Source organism: Brucella oryzae, from assembly GCF_041929965.1.
GTDB lineage: Bacteria > Pseudomonadota > Alphaproteobacteria > Rhizobiales > Rhizobiaceae > Brucella > Brucella oryzae.
In genome coordinates this window covers 243,897-270,467 of sequence record NZ_JBHEEO010000003.1, presented here as the reverse complement: position 1 = coordinate 270,467, position 26,571 = coordinate 243,897, and the positions used below count along the sequence as shown (strand labels likewise).

Genomic DNA, 26,571 nt, shown 5'->3' with positions numbered 1-26,571 from the left:
AAAAGGCAATCGGCAAATCAAAACAAAAAGCCGGAGTGGTGAGCTCCGGCTTTCTTTCTATCTTATTAAGACGGTTTACTCAGCCGCTGTTGCCTCTTCATTCGTGGCAATCGTGTTGGCTTCGTAACCATGAGCATCCTTCAAGGCTTTACGCACACCAGCCTCATAGTCGGGATGGATCAGCTTGAAGTGACCGAGCTGACGCTCGACGATGAAGCCCGGCACCCCCCCCATTGCCGCAGCAATATTGGAGAACAGGCGTTGTTTATGTCCGTCATCGAACAGATTGAACAGGGCCCGCGGCTGCGCGTAATCATCATTTCCGATGCGGTGGTTGTAGCGATCCGCATCACCTGAAATACGTAGCGGCGGTTCTTTGGCAGATGGCTGTTCCACTGGCCCATTGAATGAATTCGGTTCGTAATAGGCATCCGGATTGCCGGTCTTGATGCCGCCATAGACATTCATCTGGCCATCGCGGTGATAGTGATGAACCGGGCACTTCGGCTGATTGACTGGAATGCTTTCGTAATGCGTGCCAAGGCGATGACGGTGGGCATCTGCATAGGAGAAGATACGCGCCTGCAGCATTTTGTCAGGCGAATAGCTGATCCCCGGCACGATATTCGACGGCGAGAAAGCCGCATTCTCGATCTCGGTGAAGTAATTCTCCGGGTTACGGTTCAGCTCCATGATACCGATATCAATCGGCGGATAGTCTGCATGCGGCCAGACCTTGGTAAGATCGAACGGATTGTATGGCGTTTTATCCGCATCGAGTTCCGGCATGATCTGCACCTGAACCTTCCACTTCGGGAAATCGCCCTTGTCGATGGAGGTGAACAGGTCTTCCTGCGTGGATTCTCGCGTGCGGCCAATCACACCCTCGGCTTCAGCATTGGTCCAATGCTTGTGCCCCTGCATGGTTTTGAAGTGGAACTTGACCCAATAGCGCTCCCCGGCATCGTTCCAGAACGAATAGGTGTGAGAGCCGTATCCGTTGATATGACGCACGTCAGTCGGCAAGCCGCGATCGGACATCAGGATCGTCACCTGATGCAGGCTCTCCGGCGAGAGCGACCAGAAGTCCCACATGGCGGTGGCTGAACGCAGGTTCGTCTTGGGATGACGCTTTTGGGTGTGGATGAAATCCGGGAATTTGACCGGGTCGCGCACAAAAAACACGGGCGTGTTATTGCCGACCAGATCCCAGTTGCCTTCCTCTGTATAAAATTTGAGAGCAAAGCCGCGCACATCGCGCTCGGCATCAGCCGCACCCTGCTCTCCGGCAACGGTCGAAAAACGCGCCAGCATCGGCGTCTTGGCACCTGGCTGCAGAACCTTGGCCTTGGTGTATTTCGAAATATCGCCAGTGATTGTCAGCGTACCATATGCGCCCCAGCCCTTGGCGTGGACAGCACGTTCCGGAATACGTTCGCGGTTTTGGTGGCTCAGTTTTTCAATGAGCTGATAATCCTGCATCAAAAGCGGGCCACGCTCGCCCGCGCTCAGGGAATTCTGGTTGTCCGGTATCGGAGCGCCTGCACTCGTCGTCATAATTGGGCGATCTGTCATGGGAATTCCCTCCTGAAAAGCCAATATTGGAATACGGCTAGCCTTGCTAAAAGCATGGCACAGTCCGTCCGTGTCACGCCGTGGCTAGGTAACTCGCTCAGATTAGACCTATTCCAATCATAATCTCCAATTGCTTTTCCGATTATTTTTGATAAGTTTTCCCTATCATGTTTACTGTACGTCAGATGCGCTATTTCGAAGCGCTGGCCACCACGCTACATTTTCGCAAAGCCGCGCAATTGGCGCATGTGTCCCAACCCGCGCTGTCAGCCCAGATTGCGGAAATGGAGGCCGCTGCAGGCGCACTGCTCTTCGAGCGCTCTCAACGACAAGTCATAATGACAGAGATCGGCAAGCAACTTTATCCGGGCATCCAAACAGTGTTGCGCGAACTCCATGCACTTGAAGAAATTGCTGCGCAAAGCAGAGGCCTGCTGCAGACACGGCTAAGGCTAGGTATCATTCCGACTGTTGCCCCCTATTTGGTCCCGGTTCTTATTCCGCTTTTGCATGAACGGCATCCATCATTCCGCCTTCAATTGCGAGAAAGCGTAACCGCCAAACTTCTTGATGAGCTGCATGCGGGAGAAATCGATGCTATTGTCGCTGCTCTCCCCATAGATGATGAACGGCTTACCCAAAGAAAATTGTTCGATGATCGCTTTCTGATCGCGACTTCCACCAACGATCAAACGGTTCTTGCTTCACCGATGACGCAGGACAATGTCGCTCTCGACCGTTTGCTCCTGTTAGAAGAGGGGCATTGCATGCGGGATCAGGCATTAGCCGTTTGCTCGCTGCCCTCGCACCGTCAGTTCGTAAAATATGGTGCCACCAGCATGACCACGCTTTTACAAATGGTGAGCCATGGCATGGGCCTTACACTCATTCCAGAAATCGCGGTGCGTGCTGAAACACGCAGTAATCATATGCGCATCGTGCCATTTGAAGGCGAACAACCGAAACGGGAAATTGCCTTGTTCTGGCGGAGACAGAGCATGCGTCGGAAGGATTTTCAAGCTCTCGCCGACTGCATTACCGAAAGTGCAAGTGGGTTGAAAATAGACCAGGATTTCTCGCTGCCCTGAATTGACCACCCCTCACATTCTTAAGGCTGTATTAAGCTTGGAAGCATAGCCACCCAACGTTTTGATTCTGAAACCTATTGCCTGGAGGGGATAATGAGGTGGTCCGATTTGGCGGCCTATGGTGTCGTCTTTTGCCTAAGCTTGACTTATTTCGCGGTAACGAGCGACAGTTCGCGCTCTTCAGTTACCCCGCGTACAAACCATGCTGTCGCTAAGAATACGGCAACAGCGCCGCAAAATTCGGTAACGGCAGCAAGCACAGGAAACGTGCCCGCAAAAACAGCCACAATCGAAGACGCTGCCTGGGACATACCAGATCCCGACACACTGCCTGACGATGCGTGGGGGCGAATTGTGCGCCATGGCCGCGATCTTATTACCGAGACCTATGCGCATATGGGTCCGGAAGTAGCTGATGAAACGAAACGTTTTGCAGGCAACAATCTTTCCTGCCAGAGCTGCCATCTGGAAGCCGGAACCAAGAAATATGGACTACCGCTCGTTGGGGTCTACGGTGACTTTCCGCAGTATCGCTCGCGTGAAGGTCAGGTCGGCACGATTGAAGATCGCGTCAATGGTTGCATGACCCGAAGCCTGAACGGCACAGCACTGCCTATCGATTCTCCGGAGATGAAGGCCATGGTCGCCTATATTAAATATGTCTCCGCAGGGACGACTGTCGGCGAAAACACCGAGGGTCGCGGCTCTGGCAAAATACCGGAACTGAAACGCCCGGCCGATCCGACGCACGGCGAGAAACTCTATGCCGAAATTTGCGCGGCCTGTCATGGGGCGGATGGTCAAGGCAAACGTGTCGGTGTCGTAGGCGATGCAAAGGGCTATGAATTTCCGCCGCTCTGGGGACCAGACAGTTTCAACGACGGCGCAGGCATGAACCGGCTGATCTCGGCTGCGAACTTCATCCATGCCAATATGCCCAACGGCGTGTCGCTGGAAGAGCCGCAACTGGAACCGGAAGATGCATGGGACATTGCTGCCTTCTTCCAGTCAAAGCCGCGCCCTGCGAAAGCCAATCTTGAGGGTGATTTCCCGAACCGGCTGGAGAAGCCCGTGGACGCCAGCTACGGTCCCTATGCCGATAGCCTTCCGGCGGAAATGCATAAGGTCGGCCCTTTCGGGGAAATCCGGGCCGAGGTCAAGAAGCTGAAGACTGCGAGCAACTGAAAACAAAAAAGGCGGCTCCAACCGGGCCGCCTTTTCTTCACCAACCATCTGATACGCTATTACATACCGCCTGGATAATTCGGGCTTTCACGGGTGATGGCGACGCCGTGCGAATGGCTTTCGCGCAGGCCCGCATTGGAAATGCGCACAAAGGTCGCCTTCTCACGGAATTCTTCCAGCGTCTTTGCGCCAACATAGCCCATGGAGGCGCGCAAACCGCCTGCAAGCTGGTGAAGAACAGCGGAAATCGGCCCCTTATAGGCGACCTGTCCTTCGATGCCTTCGGGCACGAGCTTCAACTCATCGCGCACTTCAGCCTGGAAATAACGGTCAGCCGAACCGCGCGCCATGGCGCCGACCGAACCCATGCCGCGATAGGCCTTGAACGAGCGTCCCTGATGCAGATAAACCTCGCCCGGGCTTTCTTCCGTCCCGGCCAGAAGCGAACCGGCCATCGCCGCAACCGCGCCCGCTGCCAGCGCCTTGGCGAAATCGCCGGAGAACTTGATGCCGCCATCGGCGATGACCGGGATGTTCTGCTTCTGCGCCGCATCGACGGCTGACATGATAGCCGAAAGCTGTGGAACGCCGACACCGGCAACGATACGCGTGGTGCAGATCGAGCCCGGTCCGATACCCACCTTGACCGCATCAGCACCGGCGTCGATCAGCGCCTGCGTACCGGCAGTCGTTGCTACATTGCCTGCGAGAATTGCGACATTCGGATAAGCCTTCTTGATGCGTGCGACAGCATCCAGAACGCGTTGCGAATGGCCATGCGCCGTATCCACGACCAGAAGATCGACGCCGGCATCGATCAGGCGTTCGGCGCGCTCGTAGCCATCTTCACCGACGCTCGTTGCCGCAGCGGCGCGCAGGCGGCCCTGGGCATCCTTGGCGGCGTTTGGATTGAGCTGCGACTTTTCGATGTCCTTGACGGTGACGAGGCCGACGCAACGGCCCTGATCATCGACAACGAGAAGCTTTTCGATGCGATGAGCGTGCAGGAGACGCTTTGCCTCGTCCTGATTGACATTCTCGCGAACAGTAATGAGTTTCTCGCGTGTCATCAGTTCGTGGATTTTCTGCTTTGGATCGGACGCAAAGCGAACGTCGCGATTGGTCAAAATGCCGACAAGACGTCCCGGGCCCTTGGTTGCATTCTCGACGACCGGAATGCCGGAAATTCCGTGCGCCCTCATCAAGGCCTGCGCATCGGCCAATGTGGCATCCGGCCCTATGGTGACCGGATTTATGACCATACCGGATTCGAACTTCTTGACCTGACGGACTTCTTCGGCCTGACGCTCGGGCGTCAGATTGCGGTGAATGACGCCAATGCCGCCAGCCTGTGCCATTGCAATGGCCAGACGGGATTCCGTCACCGTGTCCATGGCGGCGGAAAGAAGAGGAAGATTGAGCTCGATATCCTTGGCGATGCGCGTGCGCAGGTCGACCTGCCCCGGCATTACTTCGGAATGGCCCGGCTGCAACAGCACGTCATCGAACGTGAGAGCGAGAGCGCCAGTGGGCGATTCCACGATTTTAGCCATTGCCAATTCCTTTGCCGGTTTTATCGAATGAGAAAAGCCGCCTCTCCGGAAATGGGTCCGGGAGCAGCGACACATCTGATTTGCTAGGTTGAATTGGCACCGGCTGGTAACACGGTTATGACCAAATGGAAAGCCTTTTACTGACAAGTTTCAGTTACCGATAAGGATTTGCGTGATAAATCTCTGCACATCGAAATCGGGCAGCAGCAGTTTTGCAGGGGCAAAGTGAGAAAATCCTATAGACGCGTTCCGCTTGTCAGACGGTCAAAAGCCATGTGGATGTCGCCACATGTCTGGAAACCGCGGCTGGTCTTTTGGTGCGGCGCACTGGCCATCGGCCTGATCAGCGTCGGCTTTGCAGAAGCCGCTGACATTGCACAGGATTGGTTCAAGACGCTCACGAGCGGAAACTGCTGGCGGGCCTGGCTTCCTTTGCTTATCACACCGCTAGGATTTATGGCCTGTTCCTGGGTCGCCTTGGCCTGGTTTCCCAACTCAGGCGGAAGCGGCATCCCGCAAGCAATTGCCGCGCGCCACCTGCAAGATCATGAAGATCGAACTCTGTTGCTTTCCCTCAGAACCGCCATCGGTAAAATCGTTCTCGCTCTGGCGGGGCTTCTCAGCGGCGCTTCCATCGGACGTGAGGGACCGACCGTGCAGATCGGTGCCTCCATTATGATGCAGTCAGCGCGTTTCGGCGGCATGGAGCAGGCACGCGGCCTCATCCTTGCAGGATCTGCTGCAGGTATCGCCGCAGCATTTAATACACCTCTGGCGGGTGTCGTCTTCGCGATCGAGGAGATGGGGCGTGCCTATGCGGCCCGAACCAACGGCCTTGTGCTGTCCGCTGTCATTCTCGCTGGTCTCGCCTCGCTTGGTCTTGTTGGAAACTATAATTACTTCGGACTGACCACCGTTACGGCTTCGACTGGCGGGGATTGGGTTCTGGTTATTGCCTGCGGTGTAATCGGCGGAGCATTCGGGGCAGCCTTCAGTGCGCTCGCGCTTGAACTAGGACGCCGTGTGCGACGTCGTGTTCAAAAAGCTCCCCTTCGCAACGCGGTGCTTTTCGCAGGAATTTGCGGCCTCCTCGTCGCGATCATCGGTATCGCATCCGGCGGATCGACTTTCGGTGCGGGCTACGACCAAGCTCGAAGCGCCGTGGAAGGGCTGGCTCTTCCGCCTCTCTACTTTATCGCGAAGTTTCTTGCCGGACTCCTCTCCATGATTTCGGGAATACCGGGCGGGATATTTGCGCCGTCTTTATCGGTCGGCGCGGGATTGGGCAGCACAATCGGCTTTGTTCTTGGAACCAGCGCCAGCCTTGCTGCCGTTCTTGGCATGGCGGGATATTTTGCCGGTGTCGTGCAAGCGCCCATGACGGCATTCGTCATCATTCTGGAAATGACCGGCAATCATAACAATGTCATTCCACTCATGTGTGCATCAATGCTGGGCTACGGCACTGCGCGGCTAATTTCTCACGAGCCCCTCTATCATGCCCTGTCACGTGACTATGTGGCCGACGTTCTGCGCCAGCGCCGGGCACGCGAAAAGAATACGCTCTCTCAATAGAGCAAAAAATGGAGGAGAAAACTGTTCATGGATCGCAGAACATTTACCAAGTCGCTTGCGGGACTTGGGGCAATACCCTTTGTCGTCAATGCCGCATCGGCAGCTACTGAGGGAGGAACAAGCATGCTGGAACTTATGGGTGGAAGCATCACGGATGTACCCGGAATCAAGCTGGGGCACCACACGCTGAAAAAACGCCCGACCGGCTGCACCGTCCTTCTTTGCGAGGAAGGCGCTTCCGCGGGCGTTGATGTGCGCGGTTCAGCCCCTGGCACGCGCGAAACTGATCTGCTCGATCCGATCAATTATGTGCAACAGGTTCAGGCCATCCTGCTTTCCGGCGGTAGTGCCTATGGTCTGGCGGCTGCAACCGGTGTCATGCGTTACCTCGAAGAAAACAATCTCGGCTTCAAGATCGGCAAAGGCGTCGTTCCGATTGTACCGGCAGCAATCCTGATGGATCTCGGCGTCGGAGATTTTTCCGTGCGCCCCGATGAAGAAGCCGGCTATCTGGCATGCAAGGCCGCAAAGGCCGAGGCTTCCAGAGAAGGCAATATCGGTGCTGGTGCAGGCGCGACTGTCGGCAAAATGTTTGGCATGGATTACGCCATGAAGGGCGGACTCGGCACTGCCAGTTACAAGGTGCCCGGCACCGAAATCGTTGTCGGCGCAATCGTTGCTGTCAACGCTGTCGGTGATGTCTATGCGCCGAACTCACGCCAGATTCTGGCTGGTGCAAGGACAGAGGACGGCAAGGGCTTCCGTGATACAATGTCCGCCATCATGCAGGGCCACGGTGTAGTAAAGTCAGGCGGCGCCAACACAACGATTGGCGCAATAGCGACCAACGTCTCGTTCGACAAGGCTCAACTGAAAAAGATCGCAGGCATGGCGCACGATGGCTTCGCCCGCACGATCAACCCCATCCATACGATGTGGGACGGCGACACGATCTTCGCCCTTTCCACCGGAAAGGCAAAGGGCGTGGAAGCCGATGTGACCGCCATCGGTGCGATTGCAGCGACTGTTATGGCAGAAGCCGTAGCACGTGCAGTCATCAACGCAGACAGCCTCACGGATTTGAATTTGCCAGCATATAAGGATTATGCCCCGCAGTAAGGCGATTATCTGCTGACGATCTTGTGTATTTCAGCGGCACCCGCAGATGCACACAAGACAGTCTGGGCGGGCTGTAGAAGCATGTTCTTTACGCGAGCGAATCCTTTTATAGTCCGTCCATGCCAATTCGACACTTAAGCGAAACCATCATCAATCAGATCGCGGCGGGCGAAGTCATCGAGCGCCCTGCCAGCGTCATCAAGGAACTTGTCGAAAACGCCATTGACGCTGGCGCGACCCGTATCGAGGTCGTCACCGGCGGCGGCGGCAAGACATTGCTGCGCGTGACGGATAATGGTTCCGGCATTCCCGTCGATGAGCTTCCATTGGCAGTCTCCCGCCACTGCACCTCCAAGCTTGCTGATGATGTACATGACATTCGCGCACTTGGATTTCGCGGAGAAGCGCTGCCATCCATCGGTTCGGTCGCAAAACTGACGCTCAAATCCCGTCCGCAGGACGCTGATTCCGGATTTGAAGTTTCGGTTTCCGCTGGGCACCTCGACGGCCCCCGCCCCTCCGCACTGAACCGCGGAACAATCGCCGAGGTGCGCGATCTTTTCTACGCGACGCCCGCCCGTCTGAAATTCATGAAGACGGACCGCGCGGAAGCTTCAGCGATAACCGATATCGTCAAGCGCATCGCAATTGCCTTCCCGCATGTCCGCTTTTCGCTTGCAGGGACAGACAGAACACCGTTGGAACTGGCAGCAACCGGCACCGGCGCAGATGCAACGCTTGAGCGTATCAATCAGGTGCTTGGAAAAGAGTTCGGCGAAAACGCGCTTGCCATCGACGCCGAGCGCGACGGCGTGCGTCTGGCCGGATTTGTCGGCATCCCCTCCCACAATCGCGGCAACGCCCTGCATCAGTTCGCTTATGTGAATGGCCGTCCGGTGCGTGACAAACAGCTTTTCGGCGCGTTGCGCGGAGCCTATGCTGATGTCATGGCACGCGATCGTCATCCGGTTGCCGTATTGTTTTTGACGCTGAACCCCGCACTGGTCGACGTTAATGTGCATCCTGCCAAGGCTGATGTGCGTTTTCGAGATCCGGGTCTTGTGCGCGGACTGATCGTCGGAGCAATCAAGCAGGCATTGGCGCAATCGGGCATTCGACCGGCGACCAGCGGTGCGGATGCCATGCTGCAAGCCTTCCGCGCGGAGGGGTTCCAGGCCTCCGCGCCATCCTTCACATCGCGTCCTTCTTCGACAGGCTATGCATCCGGGAGCTGGCGCCCCGCAGCCTCCGCCCCCCGAAACGAATGGTCGCCACAGACTGCGCATCCGGCACATCGTCCGCTTGACTTCGCAGCCGTATCGTCTTTTCAGGAAAGCGATCAGGCGACGCTTGCAACCGTCGATGTGCCTGCCGCGGATGCCCGCGCGACGCTCGATGAAGCCCCGGCTGAACTCCAGCAGAAGCCGCTTGGTGCCGCCCGCGCACAAATCCACGCGAATTATATTGTTTCGCAGACGGAAGACAGCCTCGTTATTGTAGATCAGCATGCGGCTCACGAACGCCTTGTTTATGAGGCGTTGAAAAACGCCCTGCACTCTCGCCCGATACCGGGACAAATGCTGCTCATTCCTGAAATCGTGGATTTGCCGGAAGAAGATGCCGAGCGGTTGGCAACCCACGCAGAAACGCTTTTACGCTTTGGCCTCGGCATCGAGCAATTCGGGCCGGGTGCCATTGCAGTGCGGGAAACGCCCGCAATGCTGGGAGAAATGAATGTACAGCAGCTGATCCGCGATCTGTCGGATGAAATAGCCGAACACGATACTTCGGACGGGCTAAAAGCCATGCTGAACCATGTGGCGGCAACCATGGCCTGTCATGGCTCCGTTCGCTCGGGACGGCGGCTGAAGCCCGAAGAAATGAATGCCCTGCTGCGTGAAATGGAAGCCACCCCCGGTTCAGGCACATGTAATCACGGTCGCCCGACTTACATCGAATTGAAACTGACAGATATCGAACGGCTTTTTGGTAGGCGTTGATAGAATTACGACCAAGCAAGATGCCGGTACTGCTGGACGCAATGCGCGGCACTTGCTAGAGTCAGCCACAAAGGTATTAGACACATGAATAAATTTGAATCGCCCCGCTCTTCCGAAGCTGTTCTGCGTTATCTCGACGGTGATTATGAGATCGTCAGGCACGGAGCCTATGTCGCTTGCGCGGTGACCGGTGCCCATATCCCGCTCGATGAACTCAAATATTGGAGCGTTGCGCGGCAGGAACCCTACGCAACTGGCCTGATTTCTTTTGAGCGTGAGTTGGAAGTCAATCCCGAACTACGTAGCCGTAAGAAGGCTTAAAATTAGCTCGTAACACGGCTTTTGAAACGCTCGACGACCGTATCCAGAATGTGGTCAAGCCCGTCGTTGCGGTCAAATTTGAGATCGACATCGAGAACCGCGAGTTTCGCCAGAAAGCCGACAGGAACGCCAATCATCGTTGCCAGACGCACCTGATCCTTGGCTGTTGTAATCAATCCCAATCCTTGACGGCGAGCTGTGTCCATCAGATTGCGAATATCATCCGCATCAAAACTATGATGATCGGGGAATGAGCGCGTCTCCACAATCTCACCGCCTGCCTGTGCAACACTTGCATAGAATTTTTCTGGATTGCCTATACCCGCAAATGCGAGCCATCGATTGCCCGCTATCGGAGCGGAGGACGACGGTTCAAGCTGCGCTTCATATATCGGCCGACCAGCCCGTGCCGCTTGACGGATAACGAAATCAGCACCATCGCCTTTGCCTATACGCAGCAAAGCGTCGGTCTTACGCATCTGGTCTGTCAGCGGAGCACGCAGGGGGCCTGCCGGTATGACCTTTCCATTGCCAATACCACGCGCGGCATCCACAACCAGCAGCGAAAAATCGGCAAAAAGCCGCGCACTCTGGAAACCGTCATCCATGATGATGAAATCGCAACCGAGCGTCTGTAAATGTCGAGCCGCCTTTAGCCGATCAGGGCAAAGAGCCACCGAGGCATGACGTGCCAGCAGGAGTGGCTCATCCCCGACATAACGCGCACTGTCATGCGCGGGATCAACAACGTGTAGTCCCTTGTAAGCGCCGCCATAGCCGCGTGACACAATGCCGGGGCTTAGACCTCGCGCTTTTGCGCCAGCAGCAAAAGCAATTGCAGTCGGCGTTTTTCCTGCTCCACCTACGGTGAAATTGCCCACACAAAGAACCGGCAGAGAAATTTTTGGTGGTTTCGCTTTCAAAAGCCGGCGCCCCGCCACCGCTCCGTAGAGCCAGGCAGCAGGCGCAAGAGACAAAGCGCGCCAATCAGGTTTCTCCCACCAGAAAGGCGGTGCTTCACTCACCATGCTCAGTGACCGCCCGTCTGATAGGCAGCCTCATTGCGATTACCGGGCAACTGCGCTTGCAGGATCAACGGCTGGATAAACGGCTCGAGTGCGACAAGCGTACGATCCAATGCACCGCGCATGTCCCTCACCGTGCTCACCCCGGCATTGATCATGGCACGGAGATGCTGAGGGTTGTTGAACAGGAAATTGATCGCTCCTGCGAGCATATTGCGATCCTTCACAATGCGTGCGCCACCGTTCTTGATGAGGCGCTGGAAGGATTCACGGAAATTCTGGACATTGCGCCCCGTCAACACGGCAGTTCCCATCATCGCGGGTTCCAGCGGATTGTGTCCGCCTTCCTTGGTCAGTGAATTACCAATAAACGCTATTTCAGTCAGTTGGAGATAAAGCCCCATCTCCCCGATAGTGTCTCCCAGCAGGACATCAGTATCGGCTTCAATCGGCTCATTGGCGCTGCGACGCGCAACCTTGAGCCCCTTTTCAACCAGCATGGCCTCAATGGCAGGAGCGCGATCCGGATGACGCGGAACAATAATCGTGATGAGATGCGGATAGCGTACTTTCAGCATCTGATGAACTTCAGCCGTGATCGCTTCTTCGCCGTCATGGGTCGAAATTGCGGCCCATGTCCGCCGTCCACCGATCTGGCGTTGCAATGCGGCCAGAGCCTGCGGATCAGCAGGCGGAGGATTCGTATCAACCTTGAGATTACCTGAAACACTAACCGGTCGTGCACCCAGTGTCCGAAAGCGATCTGCATCAAGTTCCGACTGTGCGACCACATAGGCGAAATTTTCAAAAAGCGCTTCGGCCACAGCCGGTCTCTTCTGCCAGGCTGCAAAGGAGCGGTCGGACATGCGCCCATTAACCAGAACCTGCGGCGTATGGCGACTGCCAAGCGAAAGAACGGTTGCGGGCCAGACTTCGGACTCGCAACCGATGGCAAGATCAGGCTTCCAGTGGTTGAGAAATTTGTTAACTGCCGGTTGTAAATCCAGCGGCGCATATTGATGGATAACCTTGTTACCCAACTGATCCGCGACAACTTTTGCAGACGTCACAGTACCTGTCGTCAGCACGATATGTATACCCGTTGCAGCAATCCGCTCAATCAATGGTGTGATCGCGACGGTTTCACCAACGCTTGCCGCATGGGCCCAGATAATCGGCCCTTGCGGACGTGCGATGGCAGATTTGCCGTAGCGCTCGCCGCGACGCATGCGCTCTTCCTTACCCCGAGAAGCGCGATAGGCGATGTAAGGCCCCATAAAAGGATAGGCCGCGGAGCCGAGTACGCGGTAGACAGACAACATATTGCGCGCCCAGCGTTCGCTCATTTCGCTTTCTCCAACGCAGCATAGGCCTTGGCGGTCGCGTCGTTGAGTTGGCGCGTTAGCTCCATGCGTTTTTCTTCCAATTGCGTTTCATCGGCATCCGCGTCGACCCATACATTGTCGCCGCGCACGATAATCGAACGCCCAAAGGGCAGCGGAATCGCCGTCTTGTCCCAGGACTTTTCCAAAACATGGTTCCGTGAGAAAGCATAAGCAACCGGTATTATCGGACGACCGGACAATTTCGCCAATAAAATGATGCCTTCCCCCGCTTCACGCGCTTTGCCGTGAGCAATGTCTGCAATTATCGACGCCGATTGGCCTTTTCTTAGCGCATTCTTTAACGTCAGAAGCGCGCGTGCCCCGCCTTTCTCAGGCTTGGAACGAGAACCTCGTCCTCCGGAACCGCGTACCGTCAATAATCCAAGCTTTTCTGCAACACGAGCGTTCAACTCCGCGTCGGCACTTCTCGAAAACATGGCAACCAGTTCAATTCCCTTTGGGCAAATGAACGGCCCCATGAGATGTTGCCCGTGCCAGAACGTCACGATGAAAGGATCGTCCTTGCCAACCAGCGCTTGCGGATCGGCCGATTCTTTCAGACGCGAATTGGTCATATAGACGAATTTGAAGTATGCGGTGATCAGCCAGACCAGCATGGCTTTAACCACGGCAGAATGTGCCAACGGCCCGCGAATACGCCGCCAGAGGCGTTTCGCGAAGCCTTGCTTCCTATGCCCGGTGGTCCGACCCGAGCTATCTCCGCTTTGCATCCGATATTGGCCGGGAGCAGGCAAACTGCTCAATCCGCCTTCAGCGTGACGCCTTCAGGATCGAGCAACCGATGCAGGTGCACGATAAAATAACGCATATGAGCATTGTCCACGGTTTGCTGCGCCTTCGACTTCCACGCAGTCTTGGCCGACTCGTAATCCGGGTAGATGCCAACGATATCGAGGTTCTCAAGATCACGGAATTTAACAGTACCGAGCTTTTGCAGCTCGCCGCCGAACACCAGATGAAGAAGCTGCTTTTTGTCGCCTTCGACGCTCATGACAATTATCCCTGAATAAATTTGGTTCGCGGCATGATTAACCCAAGGGTCAGTCCGCGACAACACTCAACATTTCTTGCAGAAGGTCCCCGCTGGCGGCAACGAGAGCGCCATGGCTCAACGTCGGACCACCATATGTGATCGGTAAGGCATCGCTGGTCAGGATTGCCCCGCCCGACTCACCCAAGATCAGATCAGCCGCTGCCAGATCCCAATCATGCGAATTTGGCCGAATGAAGGTACCCGCTATATCTCCCCGTGCCACCATCGCAATACGGTAAGCGAGAGAGGGAACATAGGGATGAACCTTTGCACGGTCTCGCCAGCTTTCTGGGAGTGCCGTCACTATGTTGCGGGCTGATGCGATGGTGACTTGTTCACCTGACGATGGTAACTTGACATGAATGGCAGCACCATTTTGCGAAGCGCCGATGCCTTTACCAGCCTCGATAAGTTCTGTACGCGCTGGACACTCCAGGACGCCGGCCAACGGGCGGCCATTTTCAACAATGGCTATGCTAACACACCATTGATCCTGTCCAGCGATATAAGCACGGGTGCCGTCGATCGGATCGACGACGAAGGCGCGACTGCGTTTTTCCGCCACCCGTTCATCAACGGTCTCTTCAGATATCCAGCCATAATCTGGCCGCGCGTTCAAAAGGACATCCTTCAAATAGCGGTCGACAGCCAGATCCGCTTCACTGACGGGCGACGAACCATCCTTCAGCCAAACTTCCGGGGAACGACCAAAATAGCGCATCGCAATGCGGCCAGCCTCCTGCGCGGCATCCCGCAGAAGTACCAGTTCCCCGGAAATATCGTCGTGTTTTTCAGTTTCCGGCAAGAGTCATGCCTTCAATTACGAGTGTCGGCGCCGTCATCCCGAAGTTTCGGTCGATATCGGACGCAGGTGTCATATTGAGGAACATGTCCTTGAGGTTCGAAGCAATCGTCACTTCGCTAACCGGATAGGCAAGTTCGCCGTTTTCGATCCAAAACCCCGATGCGCCGCGGCTATACTGGCCGGTGATCATGTCAACACCCTGCCCGAACACCTCCGTTACATAAAAACCTGTGTCGATTGCACGGATCAATTCTTCCGGCGATTGTGAACCGGGTTCGATGGCAAAATTGGTTGACGCAGGAGAAACACCAGAGCCAGAACGAACACCACGGCCGTTATTCTGCAGGCCAAGCTCGCGGGCGCTCGATCCAGAAAGCAACCAATGGTTGAGAGTCCCATTTTCAACCATCGTCAAAGGCTGCCCCTCAATCCCTTCGCCGTCAAACGGACGCGAAGAAGAACCACGCACACGCAGCGGATTGTCGGTAACGTTTACGCCCTGTTTGAGAACCTGCTTACCCAGACTATCGCGAAGAAAGCTCGTCTTGCGCGCAACCGAAGCGCCGTTAATGGCACTTGCAAGATGTCCAGCGATACCGCGCGCAAGACGAGGATCATAAACGACTGTAACAGGTCCCGTCTTTGCCTGACGTGCGCCCAGCCTCCGCACAGCGCGCTCACCAGCGCGACGACCTATATCATCGGGCGTATCAAGATCAGAAAAATGCAAGCGTGAACTGAAATCGTAATCGCGCTCCATTTTTGTGCCCTCGCCCGCTATGGCTGAGACCGATCGTCCAAAGCGTGTAGCAGCATAGTGCCCTGAAAAACCTGTCGACGTGACCAGTACCAGACCACCCAAGCTGCGCGAAGCGCCAGCCCCGCCTGAATTTGTTACACCTTTGACGGCAAGCGCCGCTGCTTCCGTCGCAAGCGCGTCCTCCGTCAGACGTTCGGAAGCGATTTCCGTCGAATCGTATAGATCAAGATCGCGAGGAGAAATCACAAGCAACGAAGGATCGGCTAGTTGTTCATAGGGATCTTCCGGCGCAACACACGCCATTGCGACGGCTCGCTCGGCAAGGCGGTCGGGGTCGGCGCTAGCATTGGCCGAAATACTTGCAATGCGACGTCCCACGAAAACGCGCAGAGCGAAATCATCGCTTTCAGACGATTCGGTTCCCTCAATCTTACCTAACCTCACCGACACGCTAACAGCGCGCGCGCGCATCACGACTGCGTCAGCCTGATCGGCACCGGCACGTTTAGCCGCAGCCACAAGAGCGGCTGCCTGGTCGACAAGTTTCTCCACCGAATTATCTGAAATCATTATATAATCCGAACTTCCCAAGTTCATCACGGTTCAACCTCTCGCTATAATCTACAGCGGGACCGCAACCGGGACTTACTAAAAATATCGTCAAATTGTTCGACATCGGGCTGATTACAGCCATATCTTGTTTGTATATTGCCGAAATCAAAGGGCTTCAAGGCAGGCCCTCCTACATTTCTCCAAATTCCAAGAGCTTGGCATGGTTGCAACTGGCGGAAGTCTCTACCTACAGTGTCTGATGATTTTGGGCGGCGCCATTATCGCTGCACCACTGTTCAAGCGATTGGGGCTCGGTACAGTCCTCGGCTATCTCGCGGCTGGCATCACGATTGGACCTGTAGCTCGCCTGATTGCCGACGGAGAAGATTTTCTGCACTTCTCCGAGCTCGGTGTTGTCTTTCTTCTCTTTATTATCGGACTTGAGCTGAAACCCTCAAGACTTTGGGCGTTGCGCCAATCGATCTTCGGTCTTGGCACCGCCCAAGTTCTGCTTTGTGGGGCAGCTCTGACCGCTCTTGGCATTTATTTTGCTGGCCTCAGCCCTGAAGCAGGGATCATCATCGGTTTCGGCCTCGCACTTTCGTCCACGGCCTTTGCCATGCAGGTTCTGGAAGACCGGGCCGAAACGAACCAGAAACACGGTCAGCGTGCCTTTTCGATCCTGCTGTTCCAGGACCTCGCTATAGTGCCAATCCTTGCGATTATTCCGGCACTTTCGCCAAACGAGCCGTCGCAGGCGAGCGCAGGTTTCCATCTCGCCACGGCAATAGCAGCTATCGCAGCACTGGTGATCGCAGGGCGCTATCTCATCAATCCGATGTTTCGAATTATCGCTAACACAGGCGCCCGCGAAGTAATGATCGCCGCAGCGCTCTTTGTGGTGCTGGGATCAGCCGGACTGCTTCAGGCTGCCGGTCTGTCAATGGCCATGGGTGCGTTCATTGCAGGCGTTCTGCTTGCAGAATCTTCTTATCGACACGAACTTGAGGCGGACATCGAACCTTTTCGCGGTATTTTCCTTGGATTGTTCTTTGTTGCTGTCGGCTTATCGCTGAACCTCACGGTGATCTTGCAATACTGGAAGATTATCCTTCTTGCAGTGCCCATCTTCATGGCAACAAAGATTGCCATTATTTATCTACTATGCCGCATTTTCCGGTCCAACCATAACGATGCGGTACGGATTGCTTTTCTTCTACCGCAGGGTGGCGAGTTTGCATTTGTTCTGTTCTCTGCAGCTTCTGCTGCGGCCATAATCTCAAGCGCGCTTGGTTCGGAGCTTGTCGCCGCAGTCACTGTTTCAATGGCGCTCACACCGCTTTCAGTGGCCATCGGCTCGAAGCTGCTTATCAAAGACAAGGCAGTCGATGTAATTGAAGAAAACTTCGAAGGCGCCAGTGCCGACGTACTGATGGTCGGCTTCTCGCGTTATGGCCAGATCGCATCGCAGATTCTTCTGGCCGGTGGTATCGATGTAACTGTAATCGACAGCTCTCCCAACCGTGTTCGTGCCGCCGGGAAATTCGGCTTTCGCATTTATTTCGGGGACGGCACCCGCAAGGACGTGCTGGAAGCTGCTGGAATTCGAAAAGCAAAGATTGTCGCCGTTTGTACCCACAAAAAGGAAACGACCAACCACATCGTCAACCTCATACAATCGGAATATCCAGACGTAAGATTATTCGTTCGCTCATATGATCGGGAACATACGTTGCAACTCCGCGCTCAGGGCGTGGAATACGAGCTGCGCGAAACATTCGAATCCGGTTTGCTGTTTGGTCAGCGGACGCTCGAAGGACTCGGCATAGCCGAAACCCAAGCCTACGAAATTCGCGAAGACGTTCGTCAGCGCGACGAAGATCGTCTCCACGTGCAGGCTTCGGAAGGCATCATGGCTGGCCGCCATCTGCTCTTCAACAAACCGGTCACCCCTGAACCTCTGGTCAAACCCGCCCGCGAAGGAAAGCGCATTGATAAAGGCGCTGATGATATCGTATCCACGGCCACGTCAAGCGACACAATTGGATCACCAATTCCAGCGGAATAGCAAAACGCATTACTATGCCGATGACCTCAAGTCGTAATACTTGAATTCATCGGTACAATCTTTCCCTCGACTGCCAGTTCGATAGCGCGTTTCAGTTCATCACGAACACTGGCACTTTGTAACAGGATTTGCTCGAATTTCAGGAAATCCAGAAGCCCGATCCGCTCGACATTGGGACGAATGAAAATATGTGGGGGGCGAATGCGAAATTTGTTTTCGATTATGGAGCACATGGTCAGCTGATTCGCGCCGATCATCGCCTCAAACGTGGTCGGCATATAATCTTCCGTCCCAACTGGTGTACCCACAACGTCAATGCCGATGACAATATCAGCTTTATCAAACAACAGATCAAAGGGCACCGGATTGAATAGTCCGCCGTCTACCAGAATACGGCCATTCCGGCGTACCGGAGCGAATACAGGTGGGATAGCGCAAGAGGCAGCAATTGCAGAACGCAGATCACCATCTCGGATATGAATTTCCCGAGCAGCATGAAAATCCGCTGCTGTAATAGTCATTGGAATTTTCAGCTCTTCTATATTCGTCGGCAAGCTTACCGGCAAAAAGACATTCAGTATCTTTTCGACGTTGAACTGACTGACGCGCAAGCCACCCTTCAATAATTCTACCCAGTGAGCTGGCCTAGTTTGCCACATTAGTTTCGCGACTTCGAAGCGACGATTGAAAATCGCCGCCATATATTCATGAATTTCGTTGCCGGCCATCCCATTGGCCATACCGGCACCGACAATCGAACCTATCGAAGAACCTGCGATAGCTACTGGTTTGATACCAAGTTCGTCGAGCACTTCAACGATATGGATATGGGCAATGCCGCGCGCTCCGCCGCCGCCGAAAGCGACGGCAATTCGGGGAGATGGCGGCACTGTTTTTTCCAACTTGGCACCTTTCAGCTTTGGGCTGGACCAAAGATCAGAATAGCTGGTTCGGCTTCAAGTAACTTCTTGGCAATAGCCTTCACTTGATCTAGCGTCACGGCATCAATCAGCTCTGAACGCTTGTCGATATAATCGCGCGGAAGTTCTGCCTCCTGCAAGCTAACCAGAGTTTCGGCGATCGCGGCAGACGAATCCAGATTGTTTACAGCATAAGATCCCTTGAGGAAGTTTTTTGCAGCGGCCAATTCTGCTTCCGTAGGTCCACCCGTTGCCATTGCCGCAACCTGCTCACGAATGATCTTTAACGATTCCTGCGCTTTATCGGGACGGGTTGCAGTCGAAATCATCAATGCCGAAACATGGTCACGCATGATCATGGATGACGATACCGAATAGGCAAGGCCGCGCTTCTCACGTACTTCGGCATAAAGACGAGATGTAAAGCCGCCACCCAAAATATGATTCATCAGATACGCGGCAAAGAATTCGGGATCTTTGCGCGGAATAGCCGGATAAACGAAGCTGATCGAGGTTTGCGGTATATCGAAATTGAGACTGGTCGTCGTACCAAGTGCCAGTTTGGCATCCGGCACAGGAACCAGTTCTGCCATCGCCGGCAAATCGCCGAACACTTTGTCCAGCAACGCACCAAGATCCTTCGCATTGATGGACCCCACCACGCCGATACTCAGACGGTCACGCGCAAAATTCTTTCGATGAAAGTTCAGTAGATCGTCACGGGTAATCGACTGCAGTGATTTCACCGTGCCATCATCGGAACGCGCATAAGGATGGTTACCATAGAGGACTTCAGAAAACTTGCGCGATGCAATCGTCGAGGGGTTGCGTTGTGAAGCTTCAATGCTTGCAACAACCTGCTGACGAATGCGGTCTACAGCATCCTGATCGAAGCGAGGTTTATTGACTGCAAGAGCGAGCAAACTCGTTACTGCATCGCGGTTCTCCTCAAGCATACGGATACCACCTGAAACGGAATCCGGCGTTGCAGAAAAGCTCATTTCCGCTCCCAGATTATCCATTCGCTCCTGGAATGCATCCGATTTCAAGTCACCGGCGCCTTCGTCGAATAGCCCGGTCATCAGATTAGCCAACCCTTCCTTACCTGAAGGATCCTGCGATGTGCCGCCCTTGAACGAGAACCGCATGGAGATAAGCGGGACAGAATTATCTTCTACGAGCCAGGCATGGATACCTTTTGGTGAAACAACTTCTTGAATTTCAATGGCGCGCGCGGGCAAGGCGCACACGATCAGCACTGTAAGAGAAGCAGCTAATATGGCGGCAACGGACTGGATAAAGCTCCGTCCCGGGGTACGGTTGAAGTTCAACATAATAATATTCTTCATTGGATCGCTCCCCCCGCACCATTTGCCCCCGCACCTTCTACAGATGCGCCTGGGTTCTCGCGAGCACTTTCCGGCTCGGCATCTGGCGGAAGCAGATAACTTGTTACCGATTGGCTTTTGACGAGATAGCGTGTTGCCACGTCCCTGATCTGATCAACTGTGACACCCTTGATGACTTCCGGCCACTTCTGAATATCATCTACAGTCTGTCCAACGGAGAGCGTCGAGCCATAAATCCGCGCCATACCGGTCTGGCTATCACGCGCAAAGATAACTGCTTTCAGGAAACGATTACGGGCCTGATCAAGCTCGGCCTGACTGACGCCGTCCTTGATGATCCTCGCGACTTCGGCTTCAACGGCTTTTTCGACATCTCCCAGCGTAGCACCGTTGCGCGGTGTGCCGTAAACAGAGAATGTGCCGTCATCAAGCGCGTCGCCGCCATAACTGGCTCCTGTATTTGCAGCAATACCCTGTTTGACGATCAATTCCTGATAAAGACGCGAGCGCAACGAACCTCCGAGAATTTCACTCAAAAGATCAAGGGCGGGAGCATCTCCCGTTTTTACATTCGGAAACCGCTTTTCATTTGCATAGGACGGTACCAACCAGGACACCCGGAACGACGGCGTGCTAACGCGCTCATCGTGCAGAGTCACAATACGAGTCGCGTGCTTCGCGGGCTCCTGCGGACGCTCACGCGGCAAGACTTCAGCACGTTTCGGCACATTTGCCCAAGTTTTCAAAGTCAGATCGCGCACGCGTTCCGGTGAAACGTCTCCAGCTATAACGAGCGTGGCGTTGTTTGGTGTGTAATATTGCTGATAGAAGTCGATGGCGTTTTTGAGACTCAGCTTTTCCATCTCCTGCTGCCAGCCAATGACGGGCTTGCGGTAGGGATGATTATAGAAAAGAACAGCGTCGGTGTTTTCCATCAATATAGACGCCGGGTTGGAATCGACCCGCATCCGACGCTCTTCCAAAATGACGTCACGTTCCGTTTTCACTGCCTCTTCATTGAGCACCAGATTTTCCATCCGGTCCGATTCAAATTGCATCACCATCTCCAGGGCTTCAGGAGATACACGTTGGAAGTACGCTGTATAATCATAAGAAGTGAAAGCGTTTTCCTGTCCGCCAATGGACGCAACTTTTGCCGAAAACTCACCAGCCGGATGCTTCTTCGTTCCCTTGAACATCAGATGCTCGAGGAAATGTGCTATACCTGAAACACCCGGAGCTTCATCGGCCGAACCCACATGATACCAGATCATCTGTGTCACGACCGGGGCACGATGATCGGGAATAACGACTACTTCCAGACCATTCGGCAAGGTAAAATGACTGACCCCATCCGACCGGATAATTTCGGGAAGCGCTGCTTGCTCGGCACTTGGCTGTGAAACAGGCGCCGGTTGCGTTTCGCTGTTAGTAGCAGGTTGGTTCTCGGCTTGGACAACACCGCTTGCCAGCGGTAAAACCAGCACAAAACCCAAGGCTGTGGACAATAGCAAGCGCCGGAGTGAGGGGTTATTCACCAAGCGACATCTCCAATCGGTTTTATTTCCGCCCGGCCCTTCCGGGCGGTATGTTATATTTTTATGCGAACAGAATCGCCCGCTAATTCAACCGGCGGCTTTCAGCTGGATCAGCCGAATGATTGTGCCCCCGTAGTCGCGCTCTTCCAGTATGACGAATCGTTCATCAAGCTCAAGCGCAGCCTCTGCATCCTCTTCAAGCACCAAAAGTGCGTCAGGATTAAGCCAGCCGCCTTGAAGTGCTGATAAAAAAGCCTTTTCGCCCATGCGCCGTCCATAAGGCGGATCAGCAAAAACCAGATCGAACGGCTCCATCGTGCCGACAATACCTAACTGGCAGGCGTCGCGGCGCAAAATCTTGGTATGCCCCTGAAGACTGAAGGCCTCGATATTCTGGCGTAATAATCCCCGTCCTTCCGCAGATTCTTCCACGAAGATCGCGTAGCGCGCGCCACGCGACAAAGCTTCCAGACCAAGGGCACCAGTTCCGGCAAACAGGTCGAGGACACGTGCGCCCTCCACCTTGTCCGGAAAATTATGCGCGAGGATATTGAACAAGCTTTCGCGTGTGCGGTCGGTGGTGGGACGAATAGCGTTGGTCGAAGGCGTTACGAGCGCACGCCCACGAAACTTACCGCCGACGATCCGCACCGCCGCCCCCAGTTCTGCCACCACCTGATTTTCCGCCAGGCTTACCGCCCGTTTTGTTACCCGGCCCGCGACGCGGACCATCATCAAAGCTACGGGACTTATTACCCGGTCCGCTGCTGCGTGGACCTGAACGTGTATCGCGGTCTGAAGCACCAAAACGGCCTTCTCCGCGCGGTCCACTCGGCTTGCCTGATTTACGCCCCTCAAAGCTACCCTTGCCGCGCTCTGTAGTTCGGCCTTCCGCATCGCGCAATTCTGCGCGCTCACGTTTGCCGGGACGACGTTCTTTGCGTCCATCCTCACGTGGTTCACGGCGCTCTGGACGTCCTTCTTCCGAACGATTTCCTGCCGGGCGTGGACGCTGTGGCCGAGAATCCTTGTCGAAACGGCCTTCCGGACGCTTGTTGTAGCGACGTTCGCCGCCATCTTCGCGGCCCTGTTCCTCTTCGCCAGCCCGGCGCGGCCGCATTTGCAGATCGCCACTGAACTTTGCCGAACGATGAGGAACCTGGTGTTCAACACGAGCCGGCTTTGCAGCCGCCTTCTCGCCCTTGGGGCGGGCGCCTGGAGCCATCCAGACGTTGGCGTTTCCACGACGGCGCGGCTCGACTTTCTCTGTCTTGTCTTCCCGTCCGCGACGGCGTTCGGGGCGGCTAGAAATCCATTCTCGCTCACGCGGTGCACGGCGAGTTTCGCCATCTTGCTCCGGCTGGCCTTCTTCCATCTCCCGACGAGTGCGGCCCTGAACAGCGGCATTGGAAAACTCGTTCAGGACAGGCGCGTCGAAATCAGCGCCCGCTTCCTCAATCAGCTTATCGCCAAGCTGATCGCGCAAGGTGCGCCCCTTGATTTCGCGTACCGCACCTTCTTCAAGATCGCCAAGCTGGAAAGGACCGAACGAAACACGAATAAGCCGCCCCACCGTGAGCCCAAGCGCACCGAGAATATTCTTCACTTCACGGTTCTTGCCTTCGCGCAGTCCGATAGAAATCCAGACATTCGCGCCTTGAACGCGCTCAAGTTCCGCTTCCACGCTGCCATAGAACACACCATCGACCGCTATACCGTTCTTCAACTCATCCAGCTGCTGTTGCGTAACCTTGCCGTGAGCGCGCACCCGATAGCGGCGCAGCCATCCGGTGGACGGAAGCTCCAGAACTCGTGACAATCCGCCATCATTGGTCAGAAGCAGAAGCCCTTCGGTATTGATATCGAGACGGCCAACCGAAAGAACACGTGGCATTTCAGCGGGCAGCGCCTCGAAAACCGTTGGGCGCCCTTCGGGATCACGATTTGTCGTCACGAGACCGGCTGGCTTGTGATAAAGCCAAAGGCGCGTCCGTTCGGTCGGCTTCAACGGTTTGCCGTCGACTGTGATAATGTCTGTGCGTTTGACATTAACTGCCGGGCTTTCCAGCACCTTGCCATTCACCGCAATACGACCGGCAGCTATCATGGTCTCGGCTTCGCGACGTGAAGCTATACCTGCACGTGCCAGACGTTTGGCGATGCGCTCACTCGCATCCTCCTGCACATCACTACCGCGCTGTTGGAATTTACGTGGCTTGTCACGCCCAGCGTCATCACGGCGCGGATGGTTGCCACGGTCGGGGCGTTCTGCGCGTCCCCCCCGCCCATGCGGACGCTTGCCATCCGTGTTGTCGTCATCTGTAGTCATCTGATATTGGCCTTTCAACAGCGCTGCCGTGTCACCATACACCTTTAATGACAGGCAAGGGACAACTGGAAACAGGAACGCCGTATAAATCTGTTCGCAAATCGGTTCCGATTTCGAGGATTATGCAGTAACAAATCGCTCCGTGGCTTGCGAGCGAAATTTCCGAAAGATGCACGAAATGAAACAGGCATGAAAAAGGTTGCCAATAACCTAGAAGTAAATTCGGCCACTCCGATGGAGCTCGCGCTGGAAGAAGCGCGCGCCGCAAGTGCACGTGGCGAAGTACCAGTCGGTGCAATCATCGTACATCAGGGAACAATTATCGCGCGAGCAGGCAACCGCACGCGCGAACTCAACGATATCACCGCCCATGCAGAAATACTGGCAATTCGCAACGCTGGTGACGCGTTACAATCCGAGCGGTTAACTGACTGCGATCTATATGTGACCTTGGAGCCTTGCGCGATGTGTGCAGCAGCCATTTCCTTTGCCCGCATCCGTCGGCTTTATTATGGAGCTTCTGATCCAAAAGGCGGCGGCGTAGAACACGGGCCGCGTTTTTACACACAGCCCACCTGTCATCATGTGCCGGAGATTTATACGGGCTTCTCCGAAGGAGATTCGCAGAAAATCCTGCGGGATTTCTTCCGTGACAGACGCTAGCCTCGGCTCTGAACCCTACGTCCAGTCATATGGCGCAGCGTATCGTCCCGTAGCGCGAAGTGATGGATAAAAGCCATCAGGATATGCCCCATAATGACTGCAAGCAAAGCCCAGCCCAGCAAACCGTGTAATGCATTGCCAGGGGCGGTCAGCGCAGCATCTTGCACGCCCGTCTGCTCGAAAATATGGATGCCAACAAATGAGAACCCTCGCCCGCTGCCATAGGTACGCAGCAAAGCCAGTGACGGGACCGCAAACATTAGCACGTAGATAACAATATGTCCGAGCGCAGCCAGTTTGCCGACATGGCCTGATTTGTGCGGGCGGCAATTTAAATTCAGTATGCCCCACACACCACGCAGTATTACAAGCACTAGAAGTACAAAGCCAAGCTGATGATGGGCCGACCAGAAGAAACTGTAAATCGGCGTATCTTTAGCCGCAACGCGTAAGAGCGCAGACACAAATTGCCAAAGGAACAATATCGCCATCAGCCAATGTAGGGCCCTACTAATCAGACCGTATCCTGATGACGTATCATAAATAGTGTTCGTGTTATTCATTATATCATACCTTATATCCCGATTTTGGCATGATATGGTATGCACAAGACAAAACTTTGATTGAAATCAAGTAAATGTCAGAAATATAAACATTAAAAATATTTAATCATTTATCTTTAAAAGAAATGAGAATAGTAATCACAGGAATGACGACAATTACGAAAGGATCGCAAAAAACCGCAGCAAATACAATTTACTACGGTTTTTATTAGCTCGAATAAATCCGGGCATCCATCAGTTCCAGGGCAGATAATCACGCCAGCCCTTGGACTTTCCGGCGGCCTTCTTGCGCTCACGTTCCTTCTGCGCTTCATCCGTTCCCAGCTCGCCAACTGCCGCAGTAGACGCAGGTTCGCGATAAGTGAGCGGTGGTTCGCTCAAATAACGGCGCGTCGTGGAGGACCCTTGAGTCTGCTGCTGGCGTGCGGCTTTATAGGCAGCAACCTTCGCCGGATCGAACGTCGGTGTACGGGATTCATAATCTTCGCGGCGACTATTGCCTCGCGGCAATGCAGCCTGAATATTGGATGCAACGGGACCGTCCTGAACGACCGGTGACACGAAATTCGGATCGTCGCGGTTCGCAGTAATCTCGTCACGCAGGCGCTTCCGGCGCTGTTCCGGCGATTCCGGCCAATTTGGATCATTGGCACTTGCAAGACTTTGCTGTGGCGCTGGCAGCTGCCCCTTGTCACCCGGGGCTGGCCGTACCAGATCAGGCCGCGGCTTGTAATCTATGCGTTCTTTCTTGTTCCTGCCCTGGCCGAAGCTCGCCATATTGGAAACGTCATCGAAGAGCTGTGCGCCCGCCGTCTTGTCGGTTCCGTAGGTTGGCGAAGACACGCAGCCCGACAGCGAAAGACCCGCTATCGCCGTCATAAGTACCAGAACTCGTCCTTCAATCTTCATTAGCGCCACTTCTTTTACGCTTGCCGACTTTATCTTCACCAAAATTTGCTCCGTCGAGCCTTGACTGAAGAAACCGGCAACTCCAAGGCAGATATTGAAATTATCCGAGGACTGCCTTGTACATGAGAGCAACCCATGCGGCAATCCGGCATTAACTGCTATTTCACCATGTTCACGCGGGAAGCCGCAAGCCCTGTCGCACAAACAAACAATCCGCCCCAGACAAAATCGGAGC

Annotated in this window: 23 protein-coding genes; 8 read left to right on the top strand and 15 right to left on the bottom strand. The window is 54.8% G+C overall.

Features of this window, described 5'->3' with window-relative positions:
* Nucleotides 1-75 precede the first annotated feature (75 nt).
* Complete coding sequence (gene katA / locus JNC70_RS04720) at nt 76-1,575, bottom strand: catalase KatA (protein ID WP_104755498.1); 1,500 nt, start codon at nt 1,573-1,575, stop codon at nt 76-78.
* Nucleotides 1,576-1,742: 167 nt separating this feature from the next.
* Here katA and JNC70_RS04715 point away from each other — a divergent pair, with 167 nt between their 5' ends.
* Together JNC70_RS04715 and JNC70_RS04710 are read left to right on the top strand one after the other, a co-directional pair.
* A complete protein-coding gene (locus JNC70_RS04715; protein WP_104755499.1) occupies nt 1,743-2,663 on the top strand; it encodes a hydrogen peroxide-inducible genes activator in 921 nt (306 codons plus the stop codon).
* 93 nt (nt 2,664-2,756) lie between these two features.
* Nucleotides 2,757-3,848 (top strand): c-type cytochrome, encoded by a 1,092-nt coding sequence (locus JNC70_RS04710; protein ID WP_104755500.1) that lies wholly within the window; start codon nt 2,757-2,759, stop codon nt 3,846-3,848.
* 59 nt (nt 3,849-3,907) lie between these two features.
* Here JNC70_RS04710 and guaB read toward each other — a convergent pair whose 3' ends face one another.
* Complete coding sequence (guaB, locus tag JNC70_RS04705; protein WP_104755501.1) at nt 3,908-5,401, bottom strand: IMP dehydrogenase; 1,494 nt, start codon at nt 5,399-5,401, stop codon at nt 3,908-3,910.
* A gap of 225 nt (nt 5,402-5,626) precedes the next feature.
* Between guaB and JNC70_RS04700 the strand changes: the two genes are divergently transcribed.
* The 4 genes from JNC70_RS04700 to JNC70_RS04685 all read left to right on the top strand — a co-directional run bounded on the left by JNC70_RS04700 (nt 5,627) and on the right by JNC70_RS04685 (nt 10,416).
* Nucleotides 5,627-6,976 carry a chloride channel protein gene (locus JNC70_RS04700; RefSeq protein ID WP_104755715.1) on the top strand — a complete coding sequence of 450 codons (1,350 nt, stop codon included), beginning with the start codon at nt 5,627-5,629 and terminating at the stop codon, nt 6,974-6,976.
* 27 nt (nt 6,977-7,003) lie between these two features.
* On the top strand, nt 7,004-8,095 hold the full coding sequence (locus tag JNC70_RS04695; protein ID WP_104755502.1) for a P1 family peptidase: 1,092 nt from the start codon (nt 7,004-7,006) through the stop codon (nt 8,093-8,095).
* A 119-nt stretch (nt 8,096-8,214) separates the two neighbouring features.
* Nucleotides 8,215-10,095, top strand: a complete 1,881-nt coding sequence (gene mutL, locus JNC70_RS04690; RefSeq protein ID WP_104755503.1) for a DNA mismatch repair endonuclease MutL — start codon at nt 8,215-8,217, stop codon at nt 10,093-10,095.
* Nucleotides 10,096-10,179: 84 nt separating this feature from the next.
* Nucleotides 10,180-10,416 (top strand): DUF2093 domain-containing protein, encoded by a 237-nt coding sequence (locus JNC70_RS04685; protein ID WP_104755504.1) that lies wholly within the window; start codon nt 10,180-10,182, stop codon nt 10,414-10,416.
* Nucleotides 10,417-10,418: 2 nt separating this feature from the next.
* On the opposite strand, the gene lpxK is transcribed toward JNC70_RS04685, so the two are convergent.
* From lpxK to JNC70_RS04655, 6 genes are read right to left on the bottom strand one after another with little or no spacing between them, the layout of a single operon-like run.
* Entirely contained in the window at nt 10,419-11,444 is a 1,026-nt protein-coding gene (gene lpxK, locus JNC70_RS04680; protein ID WP_104755505.1) for a tetraacyldisaccharide 4'-kinase, read from the bottom strand.
* 2 nt (nt 11,445-11,446) lie between these two features.
* Nucleotides 11,447-12,787: a lipid IV(A) 3-deoxy-D-manno-octulosonic acid transferase gene (gene waaA / locus JNC70_RS04675; protein WP_104755506.1), complete on the bottom strand. Its 1,341-nt coding sequence runs from the start codon at nt 12,785-12,787 to the stop codon at nt 11,447-11,449.
* Entirely contained in the window at nt 12,784-13,557 is a 774-nt protein-coding gene (locus tag JNC70_RS04670) for a lysophospholipid acyltransferase family protein (RefSeq protein WP_104755507.1), read from the bottom strand. The genes waaA and JNC70_RS04670 overlap by 4 nt, the downstream gene beginning before the upstream one ends.
* 29 nt (nt 13,558-13,586) lie before the next feature.
* Nucleotides 13,587-13,838, bottom strand: coding sequence for a DUF4170 domain-containing protein (locus tag JNC70_RS04665; protein ID WP_104755508.1), 252 nt, complete (start codon nt 13,836-13,838; stop codon nt 13,587-13,589).
* Nucleotides 13,839-13,887: 49 nt separating this feature from the next.
* Nucleotides 13,888-14,685, bottom strand: a complete 798-nt coding sequence (locus JNC70_RS04660; protein WP_104755509.1) for a 3'(2'),5'-bisphosphate nucleotidase CysQ — start codon at nt 14,683-14,685, stop codon at nt 13,888-13,890.
* Nucleotides 14,672-16,015: a TldD/PmbA family protein gene (locus JNC70_RS04655; RefSeq protein WP_104755510.1), complete on the bottom strand. Its 1,344-nt coding sequence runs from the start codon at nt 16,013-16,015 to the stop codon at nt 14,672-14,674. The genes JNC70_RS04660 and JNC70_RS04655 overlap by 14 nt, the downstream gene beginning before the upstream one ends.
* A gap of 202 nt (nt 16,016-16,217) precedes the next feature.
* Here JNC70_RS04655 and JNC70_RS04650 point away from each other — a divergent pair, with 202 nt between their 5' ends.
* Nucleotides 16,218-18,065: a monovalent cation:proton antiporter-2 (CPA2) family protein gene (locus tag JNC70_RS04650; protein ID WP_104755511.1), complete on the top strand. Its 1,848-nt coding sequence runs from the start codon at nt 16,218-16,220 to the stop codon at nt 18,063-18,065.
* A gap of 26 nt (nt 18,066-18,091) precedes the next feature.
* Here the strand turns inward: JNC70_RS04650 and JNC70_RS04645 are convergent, their stop codons facing one another.
* From JNC70_RS04645 to JNC70_RS04625, 5 genes are all read right to left on the bottom strand, one after another.
* Complete coding sequence (locus JNC70_RS04645; protein WP_104755512.1) at nt 18,092-18,967, bottom strand: patatin-like phospholipase family protein; 876 nt, start codon at nt 18,965-18,967, stop codon at nt 18,092-18,094.
* Nucleotides 18,968-18,978: 11 nt separating this feature from the next.
* Nucleotides 18,979-20,334, bottom strand: coding sequence for a M16 family metallopeptidase (locus JNC70_RS04640; RefSeq protein WP_104755513.1), 1,356 nt, complete (start codon nt 20,332-20,334; stop codon nt 18,979-18,981).
* On the bottom strand, nt 20,331-21,872 hold the full coding sequence (locus JNC70_RS04635) for a M16 family metallopeptidase (RefSeq protein WP_104755716.1): 1,542 nt from the start codon (nt 21,870-21,872) through the stop codon (nt 20,331-20,333). The genes JNC70_RS04640 and JNC70_RS04635 overlap by 4 nt, the downstream gene beginning before the upstream one ends.
* An 87-nt stretch (nt 21,873-21,959) precedes the next feature.
* A complete protein-coding gene (rsmD, locus tag JNC70_RS04630; RefSeq protein WP_245414757.1) occupies nt 21,960-22,523 on the bottom strand; it encodes a 16S rRNA (guanine(966)-N(2))-methyltransferase RsmD in 564 nt (187 codons plus the stop codon).
* Nucleotides 22,504-24,201, bottom strand: coding sequence for a pseudouridine synthase (locus JNC70_RS04625; protein WP_104755515.1), 1,698 nt, complete (start codon nt 24,199-24,201; stop codon nt 22,504-22,506). The genes rsmD and JNC70_RS04625 overlap by 20 nt, the downstream gene beginning before the upstream one ends.
* 189 nt (nt 24,202-24,390) lie before the next feature.
* On the opposite strand from JNC70_RS04625, the gene JNC70_RS04620 reads away from it, so the two are divergent.
* Nucleotides 24,391-24,864 carry a nucleoside deaminase gene (locus JNC70_RS04620; protein WP_104755516.1) on the top strand — a complete coding sequence of 158 codons (474 nt, stop codon included), beginning with the start codon at nt 24,391-24,393 and terminating at the stop codon, nt 24,862-24,864.
* On the opposite strand, the gene JNC70_RS04615 is transcribed toward JNC70_RS04620, so the two are convergent.
* Nucleotides 24,861-25,427: a cytochrome b gene (locus JNC70_RS04615; protein ID WP_104755517.1), complete on the bottom strand. Its 567-nt coding sequence runs from the start codon at nt 25,425-25,427 to the stop codon at nt 24,861-24,863. The two genes, JNC70_RS04620 and JNC70_RS04615, sit on opposite strands and share 4 nt — an antisense overlap.
* Nucleotides 25,428-25,661: 234 nt before the next feature.
* Entirely contained in the window at nt 25,662-26,336 is a 675-nt protein-coding gene (locus JNC70_RS04610) for a hypothetical protein (protein WP_104755518.1), read from the bottom strand.
* Between the last annotated feature and the right edge of the window lie 235 nt (nt 26,337-26,571).